Raw genomic sequence first — 25,579 nt, forward strand, 5'->3', positions numbered from 1 at the left:
CAGGAATACGTCCCTGAGGATCGTCTGATGACCGCTCCGCAAGTCGAACTGTTGAACATGACGAAGCGTTTCGGAGCGAATCTCGCTCTGAATAACGTGTCGCTGCTGATCCGGTCGGGTACCGTCCATGCGTTGCTCGGGGAGAATGGCGCCGGAAAGAGCACGTTGGTCAAATGCCTCGTGGGTTTCTATCATCCGGATAATGGCCATATCCAAGTCAACGGGCGCGAGCACAGGCTGAGCTCGCCGAAGGATGCCGACGCGCTCGGCATCGGTATGGTGTATCAGCATTTCACACTGGTTCCGTCCATGACGGTCGCGCAGAATCTCATTGTCAGCGGCGCGAGATTGCCGGCCTACGTCAACTGGCAAAGCGAGCTGAAGCGGCTGGCCAAAGTCACCAAGACGCTTCCGTTCCACGTCCCGCTCGACGTGCGAGTCTCGCAGCTCTCTGCGGGCGAGAAGCAGAAAGCCGAGATCGTCAAGCAGCTCTATCTCGGGCGCAAGCTTCTCATCCTGGACGAGCCGACGTCCGTACTGACGCCGGCAGAAGCCGATGAGGTGCTCGGCTATGTTCGCAGCCTGACGCGGGCGGGCGAGCTCAGCGCCGTTCTGATCAGCCACAAGTTTCACGAAGTACGCCGATACGCCGACGACGTCACGGTGCTGCGGCGTGGCGCGTCAGTCCGAACCGGAGCGGTCGCGGATCTGTCGGACGATGCCCTGGCCGAAGCAATGATCGGAGAACCCGTCAGCAAGGCAGCGCAGCACGCGCCGAAATTGCCGCCGAAGAGCAATATTGTCCTTTCCATGAAGCAGGTGTCCGTGAACGGGGACAACGGACTACCGGCCGTGAAGGATCTCTCACTCGAGGTTCGCGAAGGTGAAGTTGTGGGAATCGCCGGCGTGTCCGGGAACGGACAGTTGGAGTTGGTCGAGACCTTGATGGGCCAGCGCGATCGCAGCGGTACGATCACCGTATCCGGCGCCGCGTTCAACGGCACGCGGAAGGAAATTGCCCGCCTCGGCGTCTACGGGTTGCCGCAGGAGCCGCTCAAGAACGCCTGCATTGATCGGATGTCGCTGGCGGAGAACCTTGCCCTGCGCAACTTCGATCGGGCGCCGCTCTGTCGAGGTATTGCGATGAACTACCGAGCGCTCGCGGAGCAGGCCGAGAAGCTCGTGAAGCAATTTCGTGTCAAAGCCTCTGGCTTGACGGCGAGCATGAGCGCGCTATCCGGAGGCAACGTGCAACGGGCGGTCCTTGCGCGAGAACTGACCCAAAACGTCCGATTGCTGATCGCGTCCAATCCAACCTTCGGCCTCGATTTCGTCGCCTGCGAAGAGACATACCGCCGGATCGTAGAGGTGCGGAACGGCGGAGCCGCGGTGCTGCTCATCTCGGAGGATCTCGACGAGTTGCTCGGCGTGGTCGACAGGATCCTCGTCATGAGCGGGGGGCGCATCGTCCATGAGGTTGCGGCCGACGGCGCCGACAAGCGCGTGATCGGAAAATACATGGCGGGAATGAAAGCGGCCTGACTTAAGGCGCGTATCGGATCGGAACTTACAAGGAGACCGCTCGTGGTCACGCAGATAAATCATTTCATCAATGGCAAGCGGGTGCCAGGCGGTACGGAGCGAAGGTTGCCTGTCTTCAACCCGGCAACGGGCGAGCAGACGGGTTCTGTCGCGGCCGCCAACGCGACCGATGTGGCGGACGCCGTGGCTGCGGCAAACCGGGCAGCGCAGGGCTGGGCCGATACGACGCCCTTGCGACGGGCGCGCGTGTTGAATCGCTTTCTGCGGATCCTTGAAGATCGCGCAGGACAGCTCGCCGATGTGATCGTATCGGAGCACGGTAAGGTTCATTCCGACGCCCTCGGGGAAGTTCAGCGCGGGATGGAGGTGGTCGAGTTTGCGACAGCTGCCCCGCAGTTGCTCAAGGGCGAGCTCACCGAGAATGTCGGGACCCGCGTCGACAGCTATTCCACGCGCCAGCCGCTCGGGGTGGTCGCCGGAATCACGCCGTTCAATTTTCCGGTCATGGTCCCGATGTGGATGTTTCCGGTCGCGCTCGCCTGCGGAAACACCTTCATCCTGAAGCCGTCGGAACGTGACCCGTCCGCCTCGCTGGTCATGGCGGAATGGCTGAAGGAAGCCGGCCTGCCGGATGGCGTCTTCAACGTGGTGCAGGGAGATAAGGAGGCCGTTGACGCACTGCTGCATCACCCGGACGTGTCGGCGATCAGCTTCGTAGGGTCCACGCCCATCGCGCAGTACATCTATTCGACCGCTGCGAACACCGGGAAGCGTTGCCAGGCGCTCGGCGGCGCCAAGAACCACATGATCGTGATGCCCGATGCCGATATGGATCAGGCGGTTGATGCGCTGATGGGCGCCGCTTACGGCTCCGCCGGCGAACGTTGCATGGCGATTTCTGTTGCCGTACCGGTCGGCGAGAAGACGGCGGATAAGCTGATCGCCGCCCTGGAGCCGAAGGTTCGGGGCCTGAAGGTCGGGCCGGGTACCGATCCCGAGGCCGAGATGGGTCCTCTTGTCACCAAGCAGCATCTGGAGAAGGTTCGCAGCTACATCGATGCGGGCGTCGCTGACGGCGCAAGGCTGCTCGTGGACGGACGCAAGTTCAGGATGCAGGGCTATGAGAACGGCTTCTTCCTGGGCGGGACCCTGTTCGATCACGTCACCCCGAGCATGAAGATCTACAAGGAGGAGATCTTTGGGCCCGTGCTGTCGGTCGTGCGAGCGCCGGATTATGCGACGGCCGCGCGGCTGATCAATGAGCACGAATTCGGCAACGGAACATCGATCTTCACCCGTGATGGCGATGCCGCGCGTGAATTCGCCCATCAGATCAAGGTCGGCATGGTCGGCATCAACGTTCCGATTCCGGTGCCGATGGCCTTTCACTCCTTTGGTGGATGGGAGGCATCGATCTTCGGCGACCACCACATGCACGGACCGGAAGGTGTTCGCTTCAATACACGAATGAAGACGGTCACCAGCCGCTGGCCAACTGGAATACGAGCCGGGGCCGAATTTGTCATGCCGACCATGGCGTGACGGCGCCCGGATACCGGCGTTTGTCTGTTCTCCCAAACTACGAGGGCCGTCGGGCCTCGGCTTTTTATAGGCCATTCCACTGGCCGCAGCCTTAAGAGAAATGCTCGATGATGCCGCAGACAGTTGTGCAAGCCCAGTGCAACCCGACCTCGATTTTTCTCGAGATTTCTGACATCAAATCCATTCTGGAACGATCGAGCGATCCGGCGTCGTCGCCGAGCCGGGCTCGACCCCTTAAGCCCGCGTCAATCGGCCGTTGAGCGGATGCGAAGTCGGCTTTCTCAGGGACCACATCCGTGGAAGCGGCAGCCGAGGATCAAGTCTCGGCACGCACTCCGCGGGCGATCTCGGCGACCGCCGAGCCCTGGGTTCGAAACCATTCGCCCGGAATGTATTGGTCAAGCACCAGCACCGAGAGAGACAGCAGTAAGCCGGACCGCTGAACATGGCGACCGAGATGACGGCGTCGATGTCGGCGACCGACAAGCACGATCCGCTCGGTCAGAGCCTTGCCTTTTCAGGGGTGCTTCGTGGCGCCGGAAATATCCTAGCCAGATTCGCCCGGGCGAGGGTGATGAAAGCAAAACGTTGCTGCTGTCGGTGTAGCTCGTGCCGCAAGCGCCTCTTTGCGCGGCAAGAATGGTCTCGGCCCCCAGCAACCAAGTTCTCGCCTGATCCAGAGGTATGGACGTTGCGAGCGCGGGCATTTGGGGGCGGGTGGTGTCGCCCAGGTGCTCGGTAGTCGTCCCACAGGCACGGAAAGCCGAGCTCGTATCGAGATGAAGTTGCCACGGGCAGTTTGGGGTCTAAGCCTTGAGGGTGTGCGTCGTCGCCAGATGCGTCAGAGCGCGCCCAAGTCAACTACCAGTTTCAGCAATTGATGGAATTGATGGACAGATGGCAATCAGCATCAACGGCCGCCACATCAAGGAACTACCGATGCAATATATGAAAAGCTTTGGTGCGATGCCGTGTCGGGAGTGCACGTCAATGGCAGCGGTGGAGTGAAGGGTGGTCAAAGCAAGCGCGACGACAAAGTCACGGGCTGGAAAGCCGACGCTTTCCGCTCCAGACGATGATCCTTATCTGTGGCTGGAACAGATCGAGGGCGCGCGGGCGCTGAAATTTGTCGAACGGCAGAATGGCAGGACGCTGCAGGTGTTCGGGGGTGTGGCATTCGAGCGAGATCGCGACGCGCTGACCTCGATTTATGATCGACCGGACAATATCCCCTACATCAGCCGCAGCGGCGGCTATCTCTACAATCTCTGGAAGGACGCCAACAATCCACGCGGCCTCTTGCGACGAACCACTCTGGAAGAATTTCGCACGCCGAAGCCGTCATGGGAGGTTCTGCTCGACGTCGATCAGCTCGCGGTCAGCGAAGGCCAAGACTGGCTTCTGAAGGCGACGGTCTCGCTGGCCGGGAATCATAGCAGGACGATTGTGAGCCTATCGCGCGGCGGCGCTGATGCCGCCACCTTGCGTGAGTTCGATTACGACGCGAAGACCTTTGTCCGCGATGGCTTCATCTTGCCGGAAGCCAAGAGCGCGGTTGAATGGCTCGATCCCGATACGCTGGTGCTCTCGAGCTCTTATGGGCAGGGCATGGCGACGACCTCCGGCTATGCGCGTACAGTGAGGCTATGGCGGCGCGGTACGCAGGCGGATCAAGCGCCAGTGATCTTTGACATCGTGCCCGATCATGTCGAAGCCGGCTGCAATGTCGAACAGGCCGTCGTGCCGCCACGGATGTGGTTCGTCGATCATGTGGATACCTTCAATGTTGCCATCTGGCTCGGCGATGTATCCGGCGCTACGACGAAGATCGATCTGCCAAGCAACATCCGGATCCACCCCCATCGCGACTGGCTTGCCATGAGAACGCGCGAATCCTGGTCTGTGGCGGGGCAGACCTATGCTGCGGATACGGTGCTCGTCATCTCTTTGGCCGCTTTCCTTGAAGGCAACCGTCAGTTCGAGGTTCTTTTCGAACCAGGCCCACGCCGCGCGCTGCAGGGGCTGTTTTGGAGTGCCGGCAAGCTTGTGCTTTCCATTCTAAACGAACTGCGGCCATTCTTCGAGACCTGCTCGCCATCCAATGAAGGCTGGAGCCGCGCGCAACTGCGCGGGCTTCCCGACTTAGGGGTCGTCCACGTCTGGCCCCTTGATAGCGATCCATCCGAAAGCAATGGCGACCTGCTCGTCGACAGCCAAGATCCGCTCACGCCAGCTTCGCTTATGCTCATCGAGAAAAACGTCGGCAGTCCGACCGTGCTCAAGCAGGCGCCGATGACCTTTACCCCGGATGGGCTTGTGGTCACTCAACACGAGGCCATTTCGATCGATGGCGAGCGCATTCCCTATGTCCAAACCGGTCCGGCCGGCGAGAGCGGCGATGCGCCGGTCCATATGAGCGGCTATGGCGGCTTTGGGATTTCGATGAGGCCGTTTTACAATTCAGCGCTTGGCAAGCTTTGGCTGGAGCGGGGTGGCACCACGGTTCAGGCCAATCTGCGCGGCGGCGGCGAGTTCGGCACGCGCTGGCACGATGCCGGCCGGCTCGGGGGGAAGAAATTGTCGCATGACGACTTCGCTGCCGTTGCCGCCGATCTCGTGCGTCGTGGCGTCACGGAGCCGAAGCGGATCGCAGCCCAGGGCGGATCTAACGGCGGTATCCTCATCACCAATATGCTGACGCGCTATCCGGAACGCTTTGGCGCGTTGTTCTGTACGATCCCGCTGATCGACATGCGCCGCTACACCAAGCTTCTGGCAGGCGCAAGCTGGATTGCAGAATATGGGGACCCGGATAAGGTCGACCACTGGGAATGGCTCAAAACCTATTCCGCGTACCATGCCGCCACGCACGGCCGAAAATACCCGCCGATCCTGATCGCTACTACGCGGCGCGACGATCGTGTTCATCCCGGACACGCGCGCAAGATGGCCGCGAAGCTCCAGGCGATGGGCTACGAGGCCTATTTCTACGAGCCGGCGGCGGGCGGCCATGGTTACGGTCGGGACAACAGGGAGCGGGCCGGCTTCGAGGTGCTGGGCTTTCGCTTCCTGAAGAGCAAGATCGGCTGGCTTGACGGCGAGGCTTTAGGCGGGGCCCGGCGCTTGTGATCCCACAAACTCCTGCGCGATTGTTGCATGAGATTTGAGCGGTAGGAGATTGCAAAGAAGCTCGGTTTGACCAGCCCTTTCTGAGCCCCGCGGTATCCTGCGGCATTGGGGGCAGCCTTTCCATTTCTAACGTTTTCGCGTGGAAAATATGATTGCGCAGCCGCCAATTTCGAGGCGGCAACCCCAACAACGCGATCATGGCGCGCTGGATTGTCTGAGCCAGGCGCCCGTTCGCCGCACACGAAGGAGACGAGATGAAGCAGCGGGATGTGGCCGAAGTCAATCTTCACGACCTACAGGTATCGGATCCGCTGATTGGTGCGTCAAGTTTGGCCGTGATGATGCCGTATCATCCAGCCTTCCGGTGATCGCCAGCTGATCTGCCCGGTCTTGGCCGGTGAACGCGGTAACCCGCCGCAAGCTTCACCACGCCGAGGGAGTACGTCATGCCAAGCTGATGATTGCTTGTGGGTGCAAGTGCCATCTGGCCAAAGCCGTAGCGGGCAAGCCGGGACCGAGTCTTGCGGGCGTCGCGGCAACGGTGGGGTCCGAAGTGTAGACAGGAGTCGTGCGGGGTGCGGGAATGAGCCTCGAAAGGTGGATGTTCGCGGAGGCCGAGTGTGTTCCCTAAGCACGAAGGCTCCATGAGCATCGTCGAAATGCGAGACGATGACGCTCCGTCGGGGTCGATGGCCGCATCACGCATGGAAGGTAATCATCGGAACATGAGAGGCTCGACCGGGCTGGATTGGTCTCCAGCGGGGGGACAGCGGCAAGGCACTGCCAGAGCTGTTGTCCGAGCTGAGGTCGGGAGTCGGACTGGTCCATACTACGTGTGAAGTCGTCGAAGGTAACGAGACGCATGAAGGGAAGGGACCAGCCCGAGGGGGGCCTGCGCGAGGAGGCCAGGGTCCGGACACAGAGCCGGGTTACCTTGCCGCCGAACCCCAAGCGGGTGAACGCGGCAAGCAAGTTGCCCAAACCCGGTTCACAGCCCTGCTGCACCACGTCGACGAAGACCTCTTCTTCGCGCGTTTCGACGACAAAAGCGGCGGGCCATCGCGGAGGGCGATGGGGTGACGGTGGCGAAGTACGAAGAGGAGTTGACGGATAACCTCCGGGACCTCTGCGGACGAGTCCGCACCGGTCGCTACCGGCCACAGCCGGTGCGGCGCGTCTACATCCTCAAAGCCGATGGCGGTAAGCGGCCTTTCGGTGTGCCGGCGCTAGAGGACAAGATTGTCCAAAGCGCGGTGGCCGAGGTGCTAGGCGCCGTCTACGAGGCCGACTTCCTCGGGTTCTCCTACGGCGTCCGGCCGGGGCGGAATCCTCACATGGCGCTTGATGCCCTGCATACGGCGATCACGAGGCAGCATGTGAACTGGGTGCTCGATGCCGACATAGGCAGCTCTTCGACTCGGTCGACCACGAGTGGCTGTTGCGGATGCTGGCGCACAGGATCGCCGATCCTCGTATCTTGCGGCTCATTGGGCTGTGGTTGCGGGCTGGCGTGCTTAAGAGCGGCGAGAAGCAAGAGACGGACAGGGAAACGCCGCAAGGGCGGGCATCAGCCCGCTCCTTGCCAAAATCCTCCTGCACTACATCCTCGATTCCTGGACCCATCAATGGTGTCGTTACCGCGCACGCGGTCGCATCGTGATCGTGCGCTATTGCGGACGACTTCGTCATGGGCTTCGAGAGCAAGGCAGATGCGCAGGAAATGCTCTTGGCCCTCAAGACGCGGTTGGCCGGCTTCGGCCTGATGCTCCATGAGGACAAGACGCGGCTGATCGAGTTGGCCGGTTCGTGGCCTCGCGCGTCAGCGGCGGGGCGAGCCGCAGCCAGAGACCTTCGCCTTCCTCGGCTTTACCCGCTACTGCGGGCGGACCCGAGATGGCCGGTTCATCGTGAAGCACGAGACGGAAGGGAAACGCCTGACGCGCGAGCTGATGGCGTTGCGCCAGGAGGCCTGGCGGCTCATGCACGCGCCACTGGCCATGCAGCACGAGTGGTTCGCCGCCGTTCTGCGCGGGCACTATGGCTATTATGGCAGGCCGCACAATTATCCAGCGCTCAACGGCTTCTACCGCGAAGTGCGTCGGACTTGGCTGCGTTGTCTGAGACGGCGTAGCCAGAAAAGTCGGCGCATGGGCTGGCCGGAGACCCTGACGGCACGCTTCCGCCTGCCAACTCCACGCATCACTCGCACATGGGCGCAGGCGCGGATATGACGCGGGTTACGCTCGGGAAGAGCCGGGTGCGGGAAATCCGCCCGCCCGGATATGTGAGGGCAAAGCCGAATGGCCGAGCTACTCGACCACGATCGCATCTACCGTTACAAGCACCTGCGTGCGAACTTCGAGCGGTTGTTTGAACAGGCATTCGCGTAGATTGAAACGACGCCACCACCGACATCGCAGCTCATCCAGCATCATCCGTTGATCCGCACCTCCGAGGAATACGGCGATCTCTTCAGCCGCGCTGTGCGGCGCAATGCCGCCAACCAGGGCGATTGTCGCGATGGTGGGGCATATGATCGGCACCCGGCGATGGTGACGACTACTGGATCCAGTAGGTTTGTTGTTCCCCAGCATGAGCTAGTGAGTAGAGCCGTTTTAACAGGCACGCCTCGCGCACCAACGCGCCGGGGACAGGAGAAACTTGATGCAGTTGACCGCAATGCGCCGCGCCTCTCTTGCGCTGATCCTGTTTACCTGTGCGGTGATGGGAAGCGCGCGGGCCGACGATCCGCCGCCGCGCGCCCAGGCCACGACGCCGGCCGACCAGAAGGGCGGCGCCGGCCAAGCGCCGAGTACGCCGTCGGCGGCCGAGCAGCATCAGCTGCCGCCGGACTCCAGCACCAGGCAAACGCTTGATCTCCCTGGGCGGACGCTCTCTTTCATCGCGACGGCCGGCTCCATCCGCCTGTTCGACGAGAAGGGCGAGCCGGAGGCCGACATCGTCTATACCTCCTATCAGCTTGACGGCACCGATCGCGGCACGCGCCCGGTATCGTTCTTCTTCAACGGCGGACCGGGTTCATCATCGGCCTGGCTGCAACTCGGCAATGCCGGACCGTGGCGGCTGCCGATCAATGCTGACGAGGTCACGCCATCCACTTTCCCGGAGGTGAGGCCAAACGCGGAGACTTGGCTCGATTTCACCGATTTGGTGTTTCTCGACCCCGTAGGCACCGGCTATAGCCGTTTCGTGGGGACCGGCGATGATGTGCGCAAGCGGCTCTATTCCGTTGAGGGCGACGTCAACGCGCTCGCGCTGGTGGTCCGCCGCTGGCTCGAAAAGCATGACCGGCTATTGTCGCCGAAATACATCGCGGGTGAAAGCTATGGCGGCATTCGTGGACCAAAGCTTGTCCACCAGTTGCAGATGCGGCAGGGCATAGGCGTCAAGGGCCTGATCATGGTCTCGCCGCTGTTCGACTACAGCCAGCACGGTGGCACGAGCCTCCTGCAATACGTTGCAAGGCTGCCAAGCTATGTCGCGGCGCTGCGTGAAGCCAAGAGTTCCGTAAAGCGATCCGATCTCGCTGACGTGGAAGCTTATGCACGCGGCGAGTTTCTAGTCGACCTCATCAAAGGCCAGGCAGACAAGGAAGCGACCACGCGTCTGGCCGACAAGACCGCGGCGCTGACCGGCATCGACCAGGCGGTGAGTCGCAGGCTCGCGGGCCGCATCGACCTTGCCGAGTTTCGCCGTGAGTTCGATCGTAAGAGCGGCAAGTTAATCGGTAATTACGACGCCTCGGTGCGTGGCCTCGATCCGTATCCGGACTCGGATTTCCATCTTTCCGGCGATCCCTCGAGCGACACGCTGCTGGCACCTCTGACCAGCGCCACTGTCGATCTCCTTACGCGCAAGCTAAACTGGCGGCCGGACGGCTCCTATGAGCTAGTCAACGGCACGGTCGAGCAGGCATGGGATTTCGGCCGCGAGCCTCCGGAGTCGCTGTCGGAGCTGCGCCAGATTCTCGCAACGGACCCGAAGATGAAATTGCTAGTCGGGCACGGCCTGTTTGACCTCGTCACGCCTTATCTCGGATCACAGATCGTGCTCGACCAATTGCCGCCATTTGCCTCAGCACCGCGTGTCAAACTCGTAGTCTTTCCGGGCGGCCACATGTTTTATTCTCGCGATACCTCGCGCCAAGCTTTTCGTGCAGAGGTCGAAGCGATGATGAATTAACGCGAACGGCGAACTAGAACCTATCTCAAAAATTGGAAGCCGTCGTCGATCGACGATGAAAGCGCGAGCTATCGCTGAAGTTGGTGACGGCGGGAATCGGCAAGGCGGCATATCGTGGGGGTGCTTGACGCCTCCAATCCTCCACCGAAGAAGCGATATGCCACGTCCAAAGATAACATCATCCTCACCGAAATCTTGCGTGATGGGGCGCGTGCTCTGTTGGCCCAGGCGGTCGAGGCCGAGGTCGCAGACTTTCTCGGCAAGCATGCCGATTTGAAGATCGCGTAGGGCCACCAGCGCGTCGTGCGCTACGGTCACCTGTCGGAGCGCGAGGTGATGACCGGTATCGGTCCGGTCGCCGTCCGTTAGCCGCGTGTGCGCGGTCGCGATCTGAAGCGGCGCGGGCTCGGCATGCCGCCGCGGCTCGCCACCGCCGATGGCGCGCTCGGGTTCTGGAAGGCCGCCGGTGAGGTCTGGCCGAAAACGCGCGAGCAGCGCTGCTGGCTGCACAAGACCGGGGCAGATCGTAACGACACTCCTGCCGGAGCATATTGATCGGTAGTTGGGGTCTGAAGCTAACTCTTCACACCGATAACGCATCGTGCAACGACGTTGCGAGATTTGACGGCCGGATGGTCGCTCGGCACCATCCGATTCTTGCGACAGAGTTTTTGCTGAATATCCAGCGCCGCCGACTTTGCCGCGAAACTCAAGATTTCCGCGACATTCAAGCGCGCGACGCTGAAGGGCGCTTCATAGTCAAAAGCTCCGCCACATCATGCCGATCATTCGTGGATGAGATAGCAACTGTCAGGAATTTACCGTCCGGGTATGTTTGGCCTCGCGTGCGGCATACAACGCCCAGGTGTTTGAGTTAAAGCTCTGCGCTTGCGAAGGCGTCGGTGTTTCCACCGTAGTCGTTCCCCGCTAGGTCTTAGTTGGGAAGCTCTGCACTAGCTTGCTCCTGCGGGGTCCGAAGCATACCGGCGGTCCCCGCCCGCCCGAAACGCCCTCGTGCACTTCTCGAACTGCCGAATACCTATTTCACGGAAATTGCGAGCGGAGGAAGTCTGTGGGAGCGCCAGCGTCCAGGATTTGAACCTATGTTGGGACCTTTCGAGCTGGCGACAAATAGCGCACGAACGGCGGCTTTTGGCGGACTATCGGGAACAAACGTTGCGAGTTAGGCTGCTCTTCAATAGGAAAAGGGCCTGCGACATGGTGGGTTTCGCGATGTAGCGGACCCCTGACTCGAATCCCGGACGCCTCACAGCGGCTCAGGGGCTCCGGCATGTTGGGTAGCAGACGCGCCGCGCTGCAGCATTCTGTTCTTGCAAACTGAACGTCTCCATCTCGCGCCTTTTGACGATCAGGGCTATTCTTTGCTCACTTGATCGTGGTTTCGGTGAACCGCAGAAAGCTTGGCTCCGTTGCCGGTTTCCCGCGAGAGATTAGGCGCGCAGCATTCGTTGGTGATCAAATGACGCATGGTGGTCAAAAGGGTTTCGGCATGACCAAGCACGGCCGATCGGGGCACGCGACCCGATCGCCCCGTTTCCGTTTCCTGCAGAAGCTCGAGGCACAGAAGAACGATCGCAAGGATCCCTCCCGGATCAAGGACCCGAAACGGTCCATCGACGAACTATTCCATTCCCGGGAGCCAACGCGAACCTGACGGACTAATCGTCAACTGACCATGCCGAGAACGCGCAACAACAAGGCTAGCTCCTTGAACTAAGGGTGGACCCCGACAGCCCGTGGGAGACACCGAGATGAGAGAGGCCGGCGCCTGCTATCACAGTGTCAACATGGGTTGGCAACGCCGTAGCGTGTTCTGCCCAGCGTTCGAGCGCCTCGCGCATCTCGGCGGCGTACCGAGCGCGGTTATATACCAGCAACGCCAGCCCGGTGGCCGCTGACATGGTTTAGGATCGGCCGCCACGATATGCGGCAACACGCCAAGCTGGTCGGCCATCACCGTGGACGCCCAACGTCGGCCCGCACGTACACGCATAGTCGCGCGGACAGATCGCGTCTCTGCCAGCGTTCGTACTCGCCTTGCCACTCGGCCGTCAGCCGGGAAATCACCGCGGGCGACAGGTTGGGTGCGTCCTTGGCCAGCAAGGCCGTCAGCGCCTCCTGGAAATCGCCGGTCGAGTGCCGCGCAGGTACAGAATCGGCAACAGCGCATCCAGGCTTCTGGTCCGCCGTGCCCACAGCGGCAGGATCGCCGAGCTGAACCGGATCCGCTCGCCATCGCCGGATGCCCCGCGTCGCGAATCTTCGCCCGCGCGACTTCGACCGGACCGATGCCGGTCTGGATCGCAAGCGGCGCATAGCAACCGCGACGCAGCGCAGGTGAATGACCAAGCAACGGTCTTCTCCCGGCCTGGAGTCCTCGCGCAGAGCATGCTCCGGCATGCCACATACTAATTCCGCTATGCTCGGCCGGCTGGACGAGGGCCTGGCGATTTCGATTTCGGCGGCACGGCGAGCGCGTGACCGCACCAAAGCCTGGCGAAAACGGAAACGGCGGCAGCTGCCGCGAATTTGAAAAAATCCGTAGCACAAGCTGGCGCTGGACTGAATCTTCGCTATGGCACGTTCACCGGCGGCACGGGCGCGGTCGGACGCGGCACAAAGTTAGATTGGTGCTGGCCGCGTGCTGCTAACACAAGAACAATAGTTACAAAGAAAATTAGGAGTCCACGCATTCAAACGATCACCTCTAAAAATGTTTTGCAGTTCGAAACGGATCGCGCTCTGAGTATACCCTAGCCATCGGCGGTGCCGTGTGCAGCAAGACCACCCTGGCACGCCTACAAAATACGAAAAGCCAAGACCCCAAGCGTTCGCGGACGATTTCGTTTCCGCGAGCCAGCGTTACCACTAAGTGACAGGCCAAAAAAATGCGCCGTTTCCAAGAAACTGCAGGAATAGTGCACGTGATTTCGAATAATAACTGGATCAACCAGCTCAACGCACGGATTGTCGGCCAATACCCGCGTCGCGGCCACGAACTCGGTGCGTATCTCGATCAGTGATGATCATCGTCGACACCGAGTCCCTGTTCTTTCCAAACAGTCATCGTGACAGGCCCATTCTACAGAGCGGCGCGTTTGGAGGAATTTTAGTCCGAACGACAGATTTGAAATCAAGGAATTGCGATTTGGCAAGGCAATTTGGTCCGCGGACAGACGTCGTAAGTAGTGACGCCTACTTCTCGGAATCGGCGAAATGGCGCCCTTGGCGGCTCGCCGCAACTTTCCTGTCTTGGCTACGCCGTGCCATCATGAACAAATGCAGACGGATCGAAGGATTTCCCTTACGCAACAGCTTGAGAACCGATATCGGGCTGCCCAAAGATGATACGAAGTTGGCTTCTGATCGAATTGAGGAATGAGGCGCAAGCACATCATGTGGCCGTAGTCGCGCAGATGCTCCGCCCTGACGCGATTTCCGTTTGCTATCGAGCAGTTCGGAAATGGCGCGGGTGAGCGGGGATCTATTCGAAGCCAGCCGAAGTAGATTGTGGTCGATCCGTTTGTTCAACATCCCTTTTCATAGTGCGATTTTGAGAGAGCCCCGTGCGCGATTGCGAAATGTCCGAGGATCTTGTTGAGGTTTTGCGCAAGGCGCATCTTCGTCGTTCGGCTGACCTGGGATCCTGGCTCAAGCGATGCTTGGAGAAGTGTGGTCAAACCTCGCAGTAGAGTTCGGCGACTCGTTCTTACGAGCTCTCAGGGTAGGCCAGCACGTATCCGGGGTTCAATGCAGAGAAATCGCGTATCTGTAGCACGATCCTCGACAGGCCGGCCCCGATTAATTGCAGAGGTACCGCCCTATGCTTTTGGCATTGGGCGGGATTCTCTGGCGAATGCCTCGTGCAGATACAGAGCTTCGTTTCCCGTGCGGAGAGGCAGGTAGGACGTGTCGATGAACTTATTCTGTCGGGGCCAGATTTGTGTGAGTTCGACGCCCTCATATCCCTGAAAGTCGATGACGGGGGAGTAAAACAGGTGCGCGCAAAGCCTGCCGATGACGAGCGTCGTCACGCGCACATTGCAGTATTCGGGTCCGACTTTATCCGTTGGTTTTGAGTCTAGCTGGGCGGCGTAGGTCCGTGACCAATGCTGGTCTCCATCGTCTCCATTAAACTCCGCAATCCAGATTTTCCAATCGTCACTTGGCACGTGACGTTGCCTCAGCAGATTCCTTTCCTGATCCGGGATAGCTCGCATGTCGCCAAGGAACTCCAACCTCATGGCTATCAGTGTGAGTAAGCCTGCGATTGCATCTTGGCTGTTCAGGTCGAGTAGCTGCGCAGTTCCCAGGATCAGCCGCGCGCCAGGTGCCCGCGCCCGACCCTCTATGACGCTCATCCAGCCCCTGTTGCAGTCCAAGCAGGTGTTGCGTGGCTTGCGTGTTCTTGCGTGCCCTTGGGCTACTCTGATGCTGTGCGCAGGACCCGGAACGGAGGGCTCAAAGGTGTTGAACTTGCCGGTCTCTTGCTCATGGTGAGGAGCAGTTCTTGGAAGTATCTTGTCAATCCAATCTGACCACACATGCCCTTTCGACAGGCCAAGGCCCCCGCAGAACACGCATTTTCCAGCAGGTTTCGACATGTCAGAATCGCTTGAAGGACCGATAAGCTGATGAGCTCTCTCGTTCGGATGAAGCCGAACCGCTCGAGGAAACGAAGAATTGGGCAGAAAGCAAAGCTCGCCGATCCAAGGCACGCCGCAAACGGAAGGCAAAGAAGTGACCGCTCAGGAGTCGAAGCCGCGTCGAATCAATCTGTAGGGATTTACTGACCAGAATTTATATCCAGTTCCTCGAATTTCCCCGGGAAAAACCGTTGGCTCGCCGATTCCCGCGACTCCAAATGGACCATCATTTGGAAGGTGCGGCGCCAGCTCGGGGCAGTCCTAGCCTGCACAGCATTCTTTGGAACAGGTGATAGCGCTCGTCGAGCGTAACCGGTTGATTGTTGCCGCACTGGCTCGTCTCCGAAAATCGTCGGCCGGCGCTGGGGTGATGGAGCTCGAGCGCCATATTGATCCCGAAGGCGCGGCCCTGATGGAGTCGAGGCAGGTCGGCGACGCCGCTGCGCAGCACAGTGCGTCGCAGAAAGCTGGCCGTGGGCCAGAGGAGCTTGCTGCGGAAGGCTACGATCAGGATTTGCTTTTGGGGCTGATGGACGAACCCCGCCCGTCGTCCTCGGCGCCGCAGCCGGCTCAGTCAACTGGGATTTTGATAGGGCAGAGGAAGCAGCCTCTTTATTCCGAGGATGCTCCCCTTATTTCGGGGCTTGAGAGGGCCCTCATCAAGGGCGGGTTCAGCAAATCCCTACCGAGCTGTACCGAGGTTCTCTTCGTAGCTTTAGCCGTTGGCTTTTCGCAGAAAAAAACCGAGCATTCGTGCTCGGCTCGACAACCAGTCGCTGACCGATGGCGGTGAGGTGCTCGAGTTCACCGGACAGCGTAATCCAAAGACACTCCTTCAGGCAATCGACTATCTCCGGACCCTGCGGTCGACGGGCGCCGTGCCGATCTCACAACTCGCTAAGCTGAATCCTCACCCCCAGAACGTGGCCCTCATCAATCCCGAAGACGCGGTACTGATGGATCCGAGGCGCGTTGACGCCGCCGCTGCGCAGCACTGGGCGTCGCAGGAAACTGGCAGTCGGCCAGAGGGGCTTCCCGCGGAAGGCCGCGATCAGGATTTGCTTTTGGGGCTGATGGACGAACCCGGCCCGTCGTCATCTCTCGATCCAGCCGCGCGCCATAACCAGGCACGGATCCCGGAGAGTCCGACCGCCAGCAGTCCCCGGACGGGCCGATGGCTGCGCTTGCCAGGAGCAACCTCCTGCCAAGCGAGGAGGTCCTCATCAACGATGAGCATGACACAGCTGAGTTGAGGCCAGCGAAGAGGCAGAGGACCCTAAACAATCCGCAAGGCGTTGCCAGCGAGCGGCAGCTGAGCGAGATTACCAATTCAGGCGGTCGCCCGCCGACACCGGCGCCTACCCATCAACAGGGTGCGTCGTCATGGGAGACGCAGCCGATGCTGCTGCGGCGCGGCTACGAAGATGCCACGGCGCCGCATGCGGTCGCGACGTACGTCGGGGACGCCGCTGCCCAGCACAGCGCGCCGCAGCGAGCTGTCAGTCGGCCATTGGTCCTCCCGGAAGGTTACGATCAGGATCTGCGCTTAATGGTGGAAGACGGTAAGCGCGATTTTCCCCGCACGTTGACGCCGGCGGTTTGATGGATTGCCCTAGTATCGGGCGATACCGGGCCGTTCAGGCAGTGGCGGCTTTGTGGAAGTTGAAGGGCAGCAGGTCGGCAATATCGGCGTCGCCGGCGCGCCGAGGCAATTCGGTGAGGACGTGGCGCAACCACGCTAACGGCTCGACACGTGAGGCGCGGCAGGTCAGCATCAGGCTGTAGACGACGGCACTGGCCTTGGCTCCGTCCACGGTATCGCTGAACAACCAACTCTTCCTGCCAGTTGCAAAAACCCTGATGTCGCGCTCCAGAAGATTGTTGTCGATCGGCATGCTGCCGTCCCCGGTGTAGCGCGTCAGATATTCCCATTGGTTTCGGGTGTAGGATACGGCGTCGCCGAGTTTGCTGTCAGGCAAGACCTTCGGGGCCATGTCATCGAGCCATACCTTGAGAGCATTGAGGATGGGGACACTATGTTGCTGGCGGAAGCGGCGAATGCAGTCGGCCTGTGTTTCACCCTTCTCCGGTATTCCGTCCCGCGCCTGCCTTTCAACCCGGTAGAGCTGGTCGAAGAACCGCAGCGCCTGCTCGGGCGGACCGCCGCCCTTCTTCCTCGCCCTGAGGGCATCGACAAAGCGCCGCCGGGAGTGGGCCATGCAGCCGATGTGGGTGGCCCGTTCCAGCGTGCGCCATGCGGTATAGCCGTCACTCATCACGATGCCGCGGTAATCGCCGAGGAAGGCCTGCGGGTGGATTTGGCCGCGGCCCGGCTGATAATCCAGAAGAACGATGGGCTCGTGACTGCCCTTGCCGCTGCGATAAGCCCACATATACGATGTGCTGGTGGCCTTTTTGTCCTTCTCCTTGAGGACCTGAACCGTCGTCTCGTCGCCATGGATGAGAGGCTGCGATCTGAGCCGCAGCTTCAGGGCGTCATAGATGCGGGAGAGATGTTTCTCGCTCGAGCCGATCACCCAGCGACCCAAAGCGCCGCGGCTGACCGGAACGCCGGCGCGTTCGAAGGCCTGCGCCAGGCGGTAGAGCGGCGTGCCATCGACATATTTATGAACAAGCGCGAACGCCAGCGTTGAGGCCGTGGCAACGCTGCCCGGCAGCGGCTGCGTCGGCATCGGCGCGGTCACGACAGGGGCGTTGATCCCGGTGCGATCGCAATGGCGGCACCCATATTTGAAGCGTACGTTCTGTAAAACCTTCGCCTTCACCTCGATATGAAGTTGCTCGGTGACAGCCTCGCCCATGCGATGCATCTGGCCACGGCAGCAAGGACACGCCTTCTGATCGTCGGGCAGGTCATACTCGACGCGCTCACGCGGCAGGTTCGCCGGCAGCGGCCTGCGGCCGCGCTTCTTTCCCGTTGTGTTTTCGACGGGTGGCAAGCCCGTGTCCGGAAGTTCGGCGATATTGTTCGTTTCACTGCCGGCGTCATCCTCATCGGCGGCCTGCTCGGCTTCATTGAAGAGACGATCGACGTGCTTTTCGCTGCGTGGCGCAAAACGATGCAGGCGTGCCAGCGCCAGTTCTTCCTCGAGTTTGACGACGCGGTCGGCGAGCTGAAGGTTCTCCGCCTGCAGCGCGGCAATGCGCGCCAACAGCACTTCAACACTCGGATCGCCGGTTCGATTCATCGGATTCTTGAATCTGAACCGTGCCGACGCGTCAACCGCTCAACTCGAGAGCTCAGCCGGCAACCTGATATTGCCGCACCGGATGGCGGACCATCGCGTCGATATCGATGCCGTCAAGGATCCAGTGCAATTGCTCGGTCGTAAGCCGGACGACCGCCTCCTGGCGGCGCGGCCATCGGAACTTGTCTTCGGTCAGCCGCTTCAGGACCAGCACAAAGCCGGACCGGTCGAAGAACAGCAACTTCATCCGGTCGCAACGGCGATTGCAGAACGCAAAAACCGCCGGAGTGAATGGATCGAGCGCCATCGTCTCCTGGACCAGGACCGCAAGGCTGTTGATGCCAGCCCGGAAGTCGATCGGCTCACGGTGCAGATAGACCTGCAGGTCACCGCCCAGTCTGAACATGGCCCAGTGCTCCGATGATCGCCGTCAATGCATCCACATCGCCGCATTCCAGCGCGAGCTTCACGCCGTTCGGCAGCGACACGCTCACTTTGGCCGGAGAACAAAAAGCTGGAGTCCCTTTGGGTTCCGAACCACGCACCTCATCGCAAGTCGCCGGCAAATCCACCGTCGCCACGCTGTCTTGCCGCGACTGGGCTCGATCGGCGGACCCCTCAAGCTGAACCGGGATGAACGCCGGGCGTGAGGACGGCGGCAGCGACCTGGTCGCGGTGTGCTTCTTGATCCACTTCCGAAGGAGGTTCGCGTTGACCCCATGTTCGAGTGCAAGCCTCGATACCGAAACCCCAGGCTCAAGGCAGGCCGTGACAAGACGCTCTTTCGATGCCGCCTCGTAGCGCCGGCGACCGTTCCGGCCAACAAGCCTGACCCGCAGTTTCTGATCATCCGCTGCCATCACAAGGTGTCCACCTATTTTGGTGGACACCTCATGCATCAGAGCATTCAAAAGCAAAAGGTGCCGAGAAATTCGCGCTTACGGAAGACGGCCCATCGTGGCCCGAGGTTCTCCCTGAGCAGGCGCGGGACATAGTCCAAGCTGGATGGCAGGAACCTGCCTGACCGCCCTTGGAAGCAGCGCCAACGCACCCTGCCAGGGCTCGCTCAGACACCTACGGCGGTCTTGAGGCACCGGTTAATCCGAATTCGCCCGCATCATTTGAGTTGCGTGACAATGCTTGGAGCCCGGCGCCTGACTTTCCGCCGCCGTTTGCCGGGCCAGTACCGGGTCATCACCAGGGTGCTCGACAGCTCGGCTCGCCGAAGGGGCTTTCTCCGGTGTCAGCCTCCTCGGACGATGATGCTTTGGCGTGGTTGAACGAGGAGCTTGCGCGGCAGATGCAAGAACCGGCATCACCATCAACTGCCAGGGCTCAGGATCTCTATCGTGGGTTTGAGGCACTGCTTGATCCGGATGCGGCAGAGTTGGATGACAATGCTCACTTTGCGCCAGCGCCCTCTGCCAGGGCTCGCTCAGACACCTACGGCAGTCTTGAGGCAGTGGTTCATCCGAATTCGCCCGCATCCTTCGAGTTGCGTGACACTGCTTGGGGTCCGCCGCCTGACGTTTTGCCGCCGTCTACCGGGCCAATACCGGGGCATCACCAGGACGCTCGACAGCTCGAAGCGCCGCAGGAGCTTGCGCCAATCCTGAACGCAGAAGCTTTGGCTTGGCTGAACGAGCAGATGTCGCCTGAGGAGACATCCGCTAATGTCAGACATTTACCGCGGTATCGAGCCAGAGGTTAATCCGAATCCGCCCACACCCGTTGAGTTGCGTGACAATGCTCACTTTGCGCCGATGCACGCCGCCCGGGCTCCGTCAAACATCTACGGCGGTTTTCCATTGGTTGATCTGACTGCGCCCACGCTGTCCGAATTACGCGACGAGGTTGATTCTGTGCGGGCGTTTCCGACCACCTCCAATGCTCAGCTCGGGACTTTGGGTCCGACAGCCTCGTCCAGCCGGAGCCGACTGATGCTCGGCGACACGCAATGGCTCACCGACGAGCATATTCACAGGGATTATCGGCTCCTGGAGGAGGAGTTGCGGAGGACCAATCCGAATCTCGCCGGCCGGACGCAGTTCGTGGACCCCCTCGTAGCCAGTCAGCTGACCTGGGGCGACACGCTAAGTGCCTTCAACGACATCGTCCATGATCGGCAAGGTCACGATAGAGCCGACTTCCTGTTCCTGCCAGTGAACGACGCCCATCCTACAGATCCTGATCGCCGCGGCAGCCATTGGTCGCTGCTGCTCGTTGATCGCCACAACCGGCAAAGGCCGGTTGCCTATCACTACGACTCCAACGGACGCTACAATGAGATACCTGCAAGCCAACTCGCAGGCCGGCTGGGCGCCCGCCTAGAGTGGCCCCAGGCGCCCCGGCAGGACAACACCTATGATTGCGGCGTCTTTGTCGTCGACGCCACGCGGGAGCTGGTTAGTCAATTGGCGCAAGGAGGGCAGCCAGACCTTCTGAACCTCGACGAACTCGTCGTCGATCGGCAGGCACTGCAAAACCGACTGAGGGACTGATGTCGGGGGCTCTGGCCGACACTCCTATCTGGCAATTGGTCACCTTGCCTGCCGAGCCGGTGTACGCACGCCCCGCACCGCACGAGGCCAGCCGATTGAGTTCGACTACCGGCGCCGAAGAGACTCGCGCGCTGCGCAGCGGCTCATGAAGAAGCTCTTGAAATCCGCCGGCACGCTGCCGCGTGTGATGATTCGTACGGCGCTGCGAGGGCGAAGATGGGCTTTCACGTCGAACATCGCCAGTACAAAGCTCTCAACAATCGGGCCGAGAATTCTCATCAGCCGACGCGGCGACGCGAGCGGATCATGAAGCGTTTCAAATCGTCCCATCAGGCTCAACGGTTTCTGTCAGTTCACGATCAGGTCGCGAACCTTTTCCACATCCCCTATCCCGGAGCCGTCATTGCCGACTTCCGTCGCGCTTCGCGCGAGCGAGCCTTTGCGACTTGGCGCGAGATCTCCACGACAAGCGATCGCGGAATCTCGAACCTTTGAGAAGCGCCTCCTTCAGCTCGGCGGTCGATAAGTTGAGGCTGCCTGCCCAGCGCCTCATGATGATGTCCGGTCGGGCACCTCAGCGTCTGCAGCGGAGTGCGGCCAAGGAGCATCGGGCAATAACTTCCAAATGGCATGCGGATCGATCTGCCGGCGGGCCCCAGCCAAGTAAGCTCGCCGCGACGACGATGGGCTTGAAATTGACGTAGCGTCAGGTTGTACAGTCTGAATCATACATGCACCATCGCTCTGAGCTTCATAGTTACAAGGAGAGGCTTCAATGTCTCAAGACGTCAGGTGCATTCGAGTATGTGGCTGTGCAGGCACCACCCGGTGGGCGAATGTGAGGCTTTGAACTGAAGAATTGAAGAGAAAGCAGGATTTGCAGTGCAAGTATCAAATCCCGGAGGTCTTACATGGGCAATGGGGCCGTCCCAATTTCAGTTCCGATGTTCTGCATGCGAGCTTGTCCGCAGGAGAGCGCGAACGCGCTTGCTGTCTGACGTGGCGCGTATTCTTCTTTCGTTTTCCGGGATTGTATTGAGGTTTGGCGAGTGGTCACCTGCCGCCCAGAACGCCGCAGGGCTCTTCGGCAGCCAAGGTTGGGCTGGTGCGAGGCATGCACGAGCATGGAGCGGCGCGCGATGGCTGTCCTCCTGTTCATGTTGGCAACCTTGACGTTTGGTTTTTTGAAGTTGGAGCCTCTGTGGTCAGTGCACCGGAGCGTGGCTCCTGCAGCTATTAAGAGTCATCTCATCTAGGGAGAGTGGTATGGAAGCGGGTTATAACGATCCGAACTATTGGATGCGCTGGTACGCAGAGCAGCAGGAGCTGCAGCGTGCGCGGCAAGAGGCCGACCTCGAGCCTGCGGATCAAACTGGCTTTGAGCAGCAGTTGGGTGAGCTGCAGCTCCGCTCCCCCGAGGAGAGTTCGCCTGAGGTTAGTTCCCCCGACAGTCCAGCCGCCGCGCGGTCGCATGAAAATGTTCAGCGCACGGACGTTGGTGGTTCGATGCGAATGCCGCCAAGATCTAACCTGTGGGACAGTTCGTTCAACAGCACGCGTTACAGTGTCGATGTTCCGCCCGCTCATCTTAGCTCGGCTGCAAACGATTACCGGTCTGACCTGCGGGGCAGTCCAATCAGCAGCATGCGCTACGCAGCGCCCTCGGAAGCGCAATCTACGGCCCGGACGAAGGACAATAAGCCCCGTGGACTGTTCTCTCGGGTCAAATCAAGGCTCGGTAAGGTCTTTGGAGGGGACCGCCGGGAAAAATCGTACGGCGGCTCGTCCTCCGAGGCGGTCTATTCAGAGCTTCGCATGGATTTCGCGAAGCGCAGTCGTCCGTCGGAGGCGGGCCCGAGGCAGGAAGAGGAATCTGTGGTCAACACAGAGGTTCGTGGGCGTCGGGCCGAGCGCGATGGCTTTGAGCCCCATGCCGAGGACGCGGTGCTTATGCACGGCTTCACCATTGCAGCCCGGACTGCGGGTATGCCCTCCGGCACCATCCATGGATCGAGAGCTAATCTGCGCCATCTAAGCGGCTGGCTGCGCGAAAACAATCGGGCCCCCATAGCCGGCCGGCTCGACCAGCATTCTTCCGGCCAGGGGTCTCTTGTCACGGATGTGCGGGACTATCTTAGGGCTGGTGGCCGCCCGGCTGTCGTTGCGCAACTGAACAGGTTCGCGCCCGGGAGCCTCCCGCCGCCGTCCGAACTAGGCCTGGACCTCGCTGACGAAGATGCGGACCTCCTGGCAAGGTTTCGGGCCACCGGGCAGGGCGGGAGCTCAAAAGCAACGGTCAATAAGGCATACTACGGCCTTAGGGACTTGGCTCGATGGCTCCATATCAACAACAAGTCCCCTTTGGCTTCTCAGTTGCGAGACGATAAGTTAGCCCCCGACCTTGAGGAGTACAGGAGTTCCGGTAAGGATCCTGAGAAGCGCCTCACGTCTGCTCTGAATCATCTCCAGCAGCTCGCGTCTGCGGATGAAGCCGGAACTGCCCCCCTTGTCCCCGCACGCCACACCCGGATTCCTTATCCCGAAGATGCCCCCCTCATCGATGGCGCGTTGAAGCATGCCATGGACGGAGCCTCAACGGCGCGACAGAGGAAGGATCACCAGAACCGGGCTTCCCGTTTTCGCGATTTCAGCGCTTGGCTCCGAACCCAGAACAAGCAGAGTATAGCTGGCCGACTGAACGGCACTCCGCAGGACGATGCACTGCTGCAGAAAGATCTGGCGGCGTTCAGGCGAGCCGGGGGTAAAGTATACGGTCCCGATTTCTCGCATCTTCAGGACTACTTGCACGACGTCCAGGCGGACCAAGCGGGTATGCAGCCCGAGGCGTCCGTCGCTCAAGACACTGGACGACAGCCCGGCTCGCCGCAGCAGCTTCCTGCAACGCCGGCCACGCCAAGCGCGGGAGCATGGAATTGGCTCAGCGAGCAGTTCCACGGACCCGCCTCACCAGTGCCGGTGCCACATTGGGCCCCGCAGCCCAATCTACCGCTCGGACATCCTGCGACTCCAGCCAGCCCGAGCCAGGGGGCCTGGGATTGGCTCGGGCAACAGATGCAAGAACCGGCGTCACCATCGTCCGTGAGGGCTCCGTCGTCAAACATCTACGGCGGTCGCGATTCGCTGCTTAATCCGCCCACGCACGACTTGCGTGACGACGCGCACTCAGCGCCCGCGCCTCAATTTGCCGGAATGCCGTCGTTCGCCGGACCGTCAGGGCCAGCTCAGGAACTGCGAGATATCGGGGCGATCGTTGGAGCGGACTGGCGCCACGGCTCCCAAGCGGCCTCCGGCGTGTTGGTTGACGTGTTGGGAAACATCAATCTGCTGCCAAGCCCGTTTGCACCAAGTCAGTTTACGATCAACGGTGAGCGCTATTCGGCAGCGTTCACACCAGGGGGGTGGCGAGATGTATTCCTGATCCATCATCCGCACGCGCGCCAGTCAAGTGAACCCGGGCCATCCCAGCCGATCCATCAGCCCTCGCTAATCGTTGGAGCCGAGACCCGTGAGGCTGTGGTGGATCTTGGGCCTCTGATCCGGGGCGGATGGGAGCACCGCGAACGATTCCTTCCGGCTTACCTAGTTCCCGCCCTGGAGAGCCACCGCATCATGCCGGAGGTCGGGCGGCCAACGCATTTCGACATTCACGGGGTGCCTTACAGGGCCGAGCTGGTAGAAAGCGAGGGGCGCCAGCGCGTTCGCATATATCCTCAATTTGGCTGAGAAGCTCGGATGATTGACACGCACGAGCTCTGCGAGCCATCGCAGGGCATCGTCAGCTTAATCAACCGCCGAGCCGAACGGAGACGATTCTCAAACGTCCATGATCTGGTCGCAAACGGTACTCCCTCTATATCTCTACGGGATCGGCATCGATGTAAGGCAACGCGTAGATGGGAATCGACTCGGTGTAGAGCTGGGAAAGCCTCGAATGGTCCAGTGACGTTCCGAGGTCGACTTCGCTTGAGTTCAGCCTATTCGAGTCCCCCGTGAAGAACGCGGACGAGCGCTGATTTAAGCGATCTTTTGAGCCGGGACAGTTTCGGCCAAAGGCGCGGATGATGGCACGCAAGAGTTCTGCGAGCCATCGCAGGAGCAGGCCGAAGTTGTAGCCGGCCGCGGCGAGGACGGCGTTGATGCGGTCACCGACGCGGCCTTTGAGATATCGACCAGACCCGCTCTCACCAAGCGAAAACTACAGCCTCGCTCTAACTACGCGGGCGTAAGCCGCAACACTCATCGGCCTGAAGGTCCCAACCTGTCCTGATCGGTCGCTCAAACCGTGTGCGGAATCAACGCCTTTGGAATCTCGGTTTGTGAGTATTCTAAGCTTCGCTTCCGGTAGGAGGCCCCGGCTCCGCCCACTTCAAGGAAACCGCTGACACCTGATGATTTTCCGGTGACTGCCGAAGGCCAAAAAAGAAAAAAGCAAGATGGCAAACCATCGCAAATACGGAGGATGCAGACCTCGCTGCCGACGTGGCCGAGCGCCTTAACGACGACGAAGCTCGGCGTGATTGGTCAGCCTGATCTGCCTTCGTCGTCGAGCAGCGTGCCGATAAGCTTAAGTCAGCGCTTGGTGTTCTGAGTCGCCGGCTCCAACCTCGCAGGAATCTGCCGAATCCCTGTAGGATATCTGGCGTTTGGCCGGTGTCTCACGCTGTGTCACTTCGACGCCAGGTCGCGCGCCAGCATCCAAAGATTAGTCGTTCGGTCACGTCGATTAAGAGCCGGCGGCATTCTGTTCCCAATCGTGAGGGGACCC

Annotated in this window: 13 protein-coding genes and 4 pseudogenes; 12 read left to right on the top strand and 5 right to left on the bottom strand. The window is 60.7% G+C overall.

Translation table 11 applies throughout. From position 1 onward, the window contains the following. Positions 1-27: 27 nt before the first annotated feature. From ACOIX3_RS10950 to ACOIX3_RS10980, 7 genes and pseudogenes are all read left to right on the top strand, one after another. Positions 28-1,542: an ABC transporter ATP-binding protein gene (locus tag ACOIX3_RS10950; RefSeq protein ID WP_420969789.1), complete on the top strand. Its 1,515-nt coding sequence runs from the start codon at positions 28-30 to the stop codon at positions 1,540-1,542. Positions 1,543-1,584: 42 nt separating this feature from the next. After that, positions 1,585-3,084 (top strand): CoA-acylating methylmalonate-semialdehyde dehydrogenase, encoded by a 1,500-nt coding sequence (locus tag ACOIX3_RS10955; RefSeq protein WP_420969790.1) that lies wholly within the window; start codon positions 1,585-1,587, stop codon positions 3,082-3,084. A gap of 1,011 nt (positions 3,085-4,095) precedes the next feature. Further along, positions 4,096-6,213, top strand: coding sequence for a prolyl oligopeptidase family serine peptidase (locus tag ACOIX3_RS10960; protein WP_420969792.1), 2,118 nt, complete (start codon positions 4,096-4,098; stop codon positions 6,211-6,213). Between the two features lie 1,907 nt (positions 6,214-8,120). Further along, positions 8,121-8,444, top strand: coding sequence for a hypothetical protein (locus ACOIX3_RS10965; RefSeq protein WP_420969793.1), 324 nt, complete (start codon positions 8,121-8,123; stop codon positions 8,442-8,444). Between the two features lie 90 nt (positions 8,445-8,534). After that, a pseudogene (locus tag ACOIX3_RS10970) lies at positions 8,535-8,768 on the top strand (IS21 family transposase); the annotation flags it as partial. A gap of 109 nt (positions 8,769-8,877) precedes the next feature. Continuing rightward, positions 8,878-10,416, top strand: a complete 1,539-nt coding sequence (locus ACOIX3_RS10975; protein ID WP_420969794.1) for a S10 family peptidase — start codon at positions 8,878-8,880, stop codon at positions 10,414-10,416. Positions 10,417-10,530: 114 nt separating this feature from the next. Next, positions 10,531-10,932: pseudogene (locus ACOIX3_RS10980) on the top strand (hypothetical protein); the annotation flags it as partial. Positions 10,933-12,408: 1,476 nt separating this feature from the next. Here ACOIX3_RS10980 and ACOIX3_RS10985 read toward each other — a convergent pair. After that, positions 12,409-12,745, bottom strand: a pseudogene (locus tag ACOIX3_RS10985) (transposase); the annotation flags it as partial. Between the two features lie 1,513 nt (positions 12,746-14,258). Further along, entirely contained in the window at positions 14,259-14,798 is a 540-nt protein-coding gene (locus ACOIX3_RS10990) for a hypothetical protein (RefSeq protein ID WP_420969795.1), read from the bottom strand. Between the two features lie 565 nt (positions 14,799-15,363). On the opposite strand from ACOIX3_RS10990, the gene ACOIX3_RS10995 reads away from it, so the two are divergent. Both ACOIX3_RS10995 and ACOIX3_RS11000 read left to right on the top strand, forming a co-directional pair. Next, complete coding sequence (locus ACOIX3_RS10995; RefSeq protein ID WP_420969796.1) at positions 15,364-15,876, top strand: hypothetical protein; 513 nt, start codon at positions 15,364-15,366, stop codon at positions 15,874-15,876. A gap of 606 nt (positions 15,877-16,482) precedes the next feature. Then, positions 16,483-16,686 (top strand): hypothetical protein, encoded by a 204-nt coding sequence (locus ACOIX3_RS11000; RefSeq protein WP_420969797.1) that lies wholly within the window; start codon positions 16,483-16,485, stop codon positions 16,684-16,686. A gap of 34 nt (positions 16,687-16,720) precedes the next feature. Here the strand turns inward: ACOIX3_RS11000 and tnpC are convergent, their stop codons facing one another. From tnpC to tnpA, 3 genes are read right to left on the bottom strand one after another with little or no spacing between them, the layout of a single operon-like run. After that, entirely contained in the window at positions 16,721-18,292 is a 1,572-nt protein-coding gene (gene tnpC / locus ACOIX3_RS11005; protein WP_420965445.1) for an IS66 family transposase, read from the bottom strand. A gap of 52 nt (positions 18,293-18,344) precedes the next feature. Further along, a complete protein-coding gene (gene tnpB / locus ACOIX3_RS11010; RefSeq protein ID WP_229179435.1) occupies positions 18,345-18,698 on the bottom strand; it encodes an IS66 family insertion sequence element accessory protein TnpB in 354 nt (117 codons plus the stop codon). Next, positions 18,679-19,152 (bottom strand): IS66-like element accessory protein TnpA, encoded by a 474-nt coding sequence (gene tnpA, locus ACOIX3_RS11015; RefSeq protein WP_253576817.1) that lies wholly within the window; start codon positions 19,150-19,152, stop codon positions 18,679-18,681. The genes tnpB and tnpA overlap by 20 nt, the downstream gene beginning before the upstream one ends. Before the next feature lie 813 nt (positions 19,153-19,965). On the opposite strand from tnpA, the gene ACOIX3_RS11020 reads away from it, so the two are divergent. The 3 genes and pseudogenes from ACOIX3_RS11020 (at position 19,966) to ACOIX3_RS11030 (ending at position 24,537) form a co-directional block, all read left to right on the top strand. Further along, positions 19,966-20,793: a Ulp1 family isopeptidase gene (locus ACOIX3_RS11020; protein ID WP_420969798.1), complete on the top strand. Its 828-nt coding sequence runs from the start codon at positions 19,966-19,968 to the stop codon at positions 20,791-20,793. A gap of 109 nt (positions 20,794-20,902) precedes the next feature. Further along, positions 20,903-21,317 (top strand): annotated as a pseudogene (locus tag ACOIX3_RS11025) (DDE-type integrase/transposase/recombinase); the annotation flags it as partial. Positions 21,318-22,059: 742 nt separating this feature from the next. Further along, positions 22,060-24,537 carry a hypothetical protein gene (locus tag ACOIX3_RS11030; RefSeq protein ID WP_420969799.1) on the top strand — a complete coding sequence of 826 codons (2,478 nt, stop codon included), beginning with the start codon at positions 22,060-22,062 and terminating at the stop codon, positions 24,535-24,537. Positions 24,538-25,579 lie beyond the last annotated feature (1,042 nt).

This window comes from Bradyrhizobium sp. B120, assembly GCF_049075665.1.
Taxonomy (GTDB): domain Bacteria; phylum Pseudomonadota; class Alphaproteobacteria; order Rhizobiales; family Xanthobacteraceae; genus Bradyrhizobium.

What these genes read in the sequence shown, in the direction of transcription:
- ACOIX3_RS10950 (WP_420969789.1), top strand. Translation starts at nt 28, where the DNA reads ATGACCGCTCCGCAAGTCGAACTGTTGAACATGACGAAGCGTTTCGGA.
- tnpA (WP_253576817.1), bottom strand. Translation starts at nt 19,152, where the DNA reads ATGGCAGCGGATGATCAGAAACTGCGGGTCAGGCTTGTTGGCCGGAAC.
- tnpB (WP_229179435.1), bottom strand. Translation starts at nt 18,698, where the DNA reads ATGTTCAGACTGGGCGGTGACCTGCAGGTCTATCTGCACCGTGAGCCG.
- ACOIX3_RS11030 (WP_420969799.1), top strand. Translation starts at nt 22,060, where the DNA reads ATGGAAGCGGGTTATAACGATCCGAACTATTGGATGCGCTGGTACGCA.
- tnpC (WP_420965445.1), bottom strand. Translation starts at nt 18,292, where the DNA reads ATGAATCGAACCGGCGATCCGAGTGTTGAAGTGCTGTTGGCGCGCATT.
- ACOIX3_RS11000 (WP_420969797.1), top strand. Translation starts at nt 16,483, where the DNA reads ATGCTGCTGCGGCGCGGCTACGAAGATGCCACGGCGCCGCATGCGGTC.
- ACOIX3_RS10990 (WP_420969795.1), bottom strand. Translation starts at nt 14,798, where the DNA reads ATGAGCGTCATAGAGGGTCGGGCGCGGGCACCTGGCGCGCGGCTGATC.
- ACOIX3_RS10975 (WP_420969794.1), top strand. Translation starts at nt 8,878, where the DNA reads ATGCAGTTGACCGCAATGCGCCGCGCCTCTCTTGCGCTGATCCTGTTT.
- ACOIX3_RS11020 (WP_420969798.1), top strand. Translation starts at nt 19,966, where the DNA reads ATGTCAGACATTTACCGCGGTATCGAGCCAGAGGTTAATCCGAATCCG.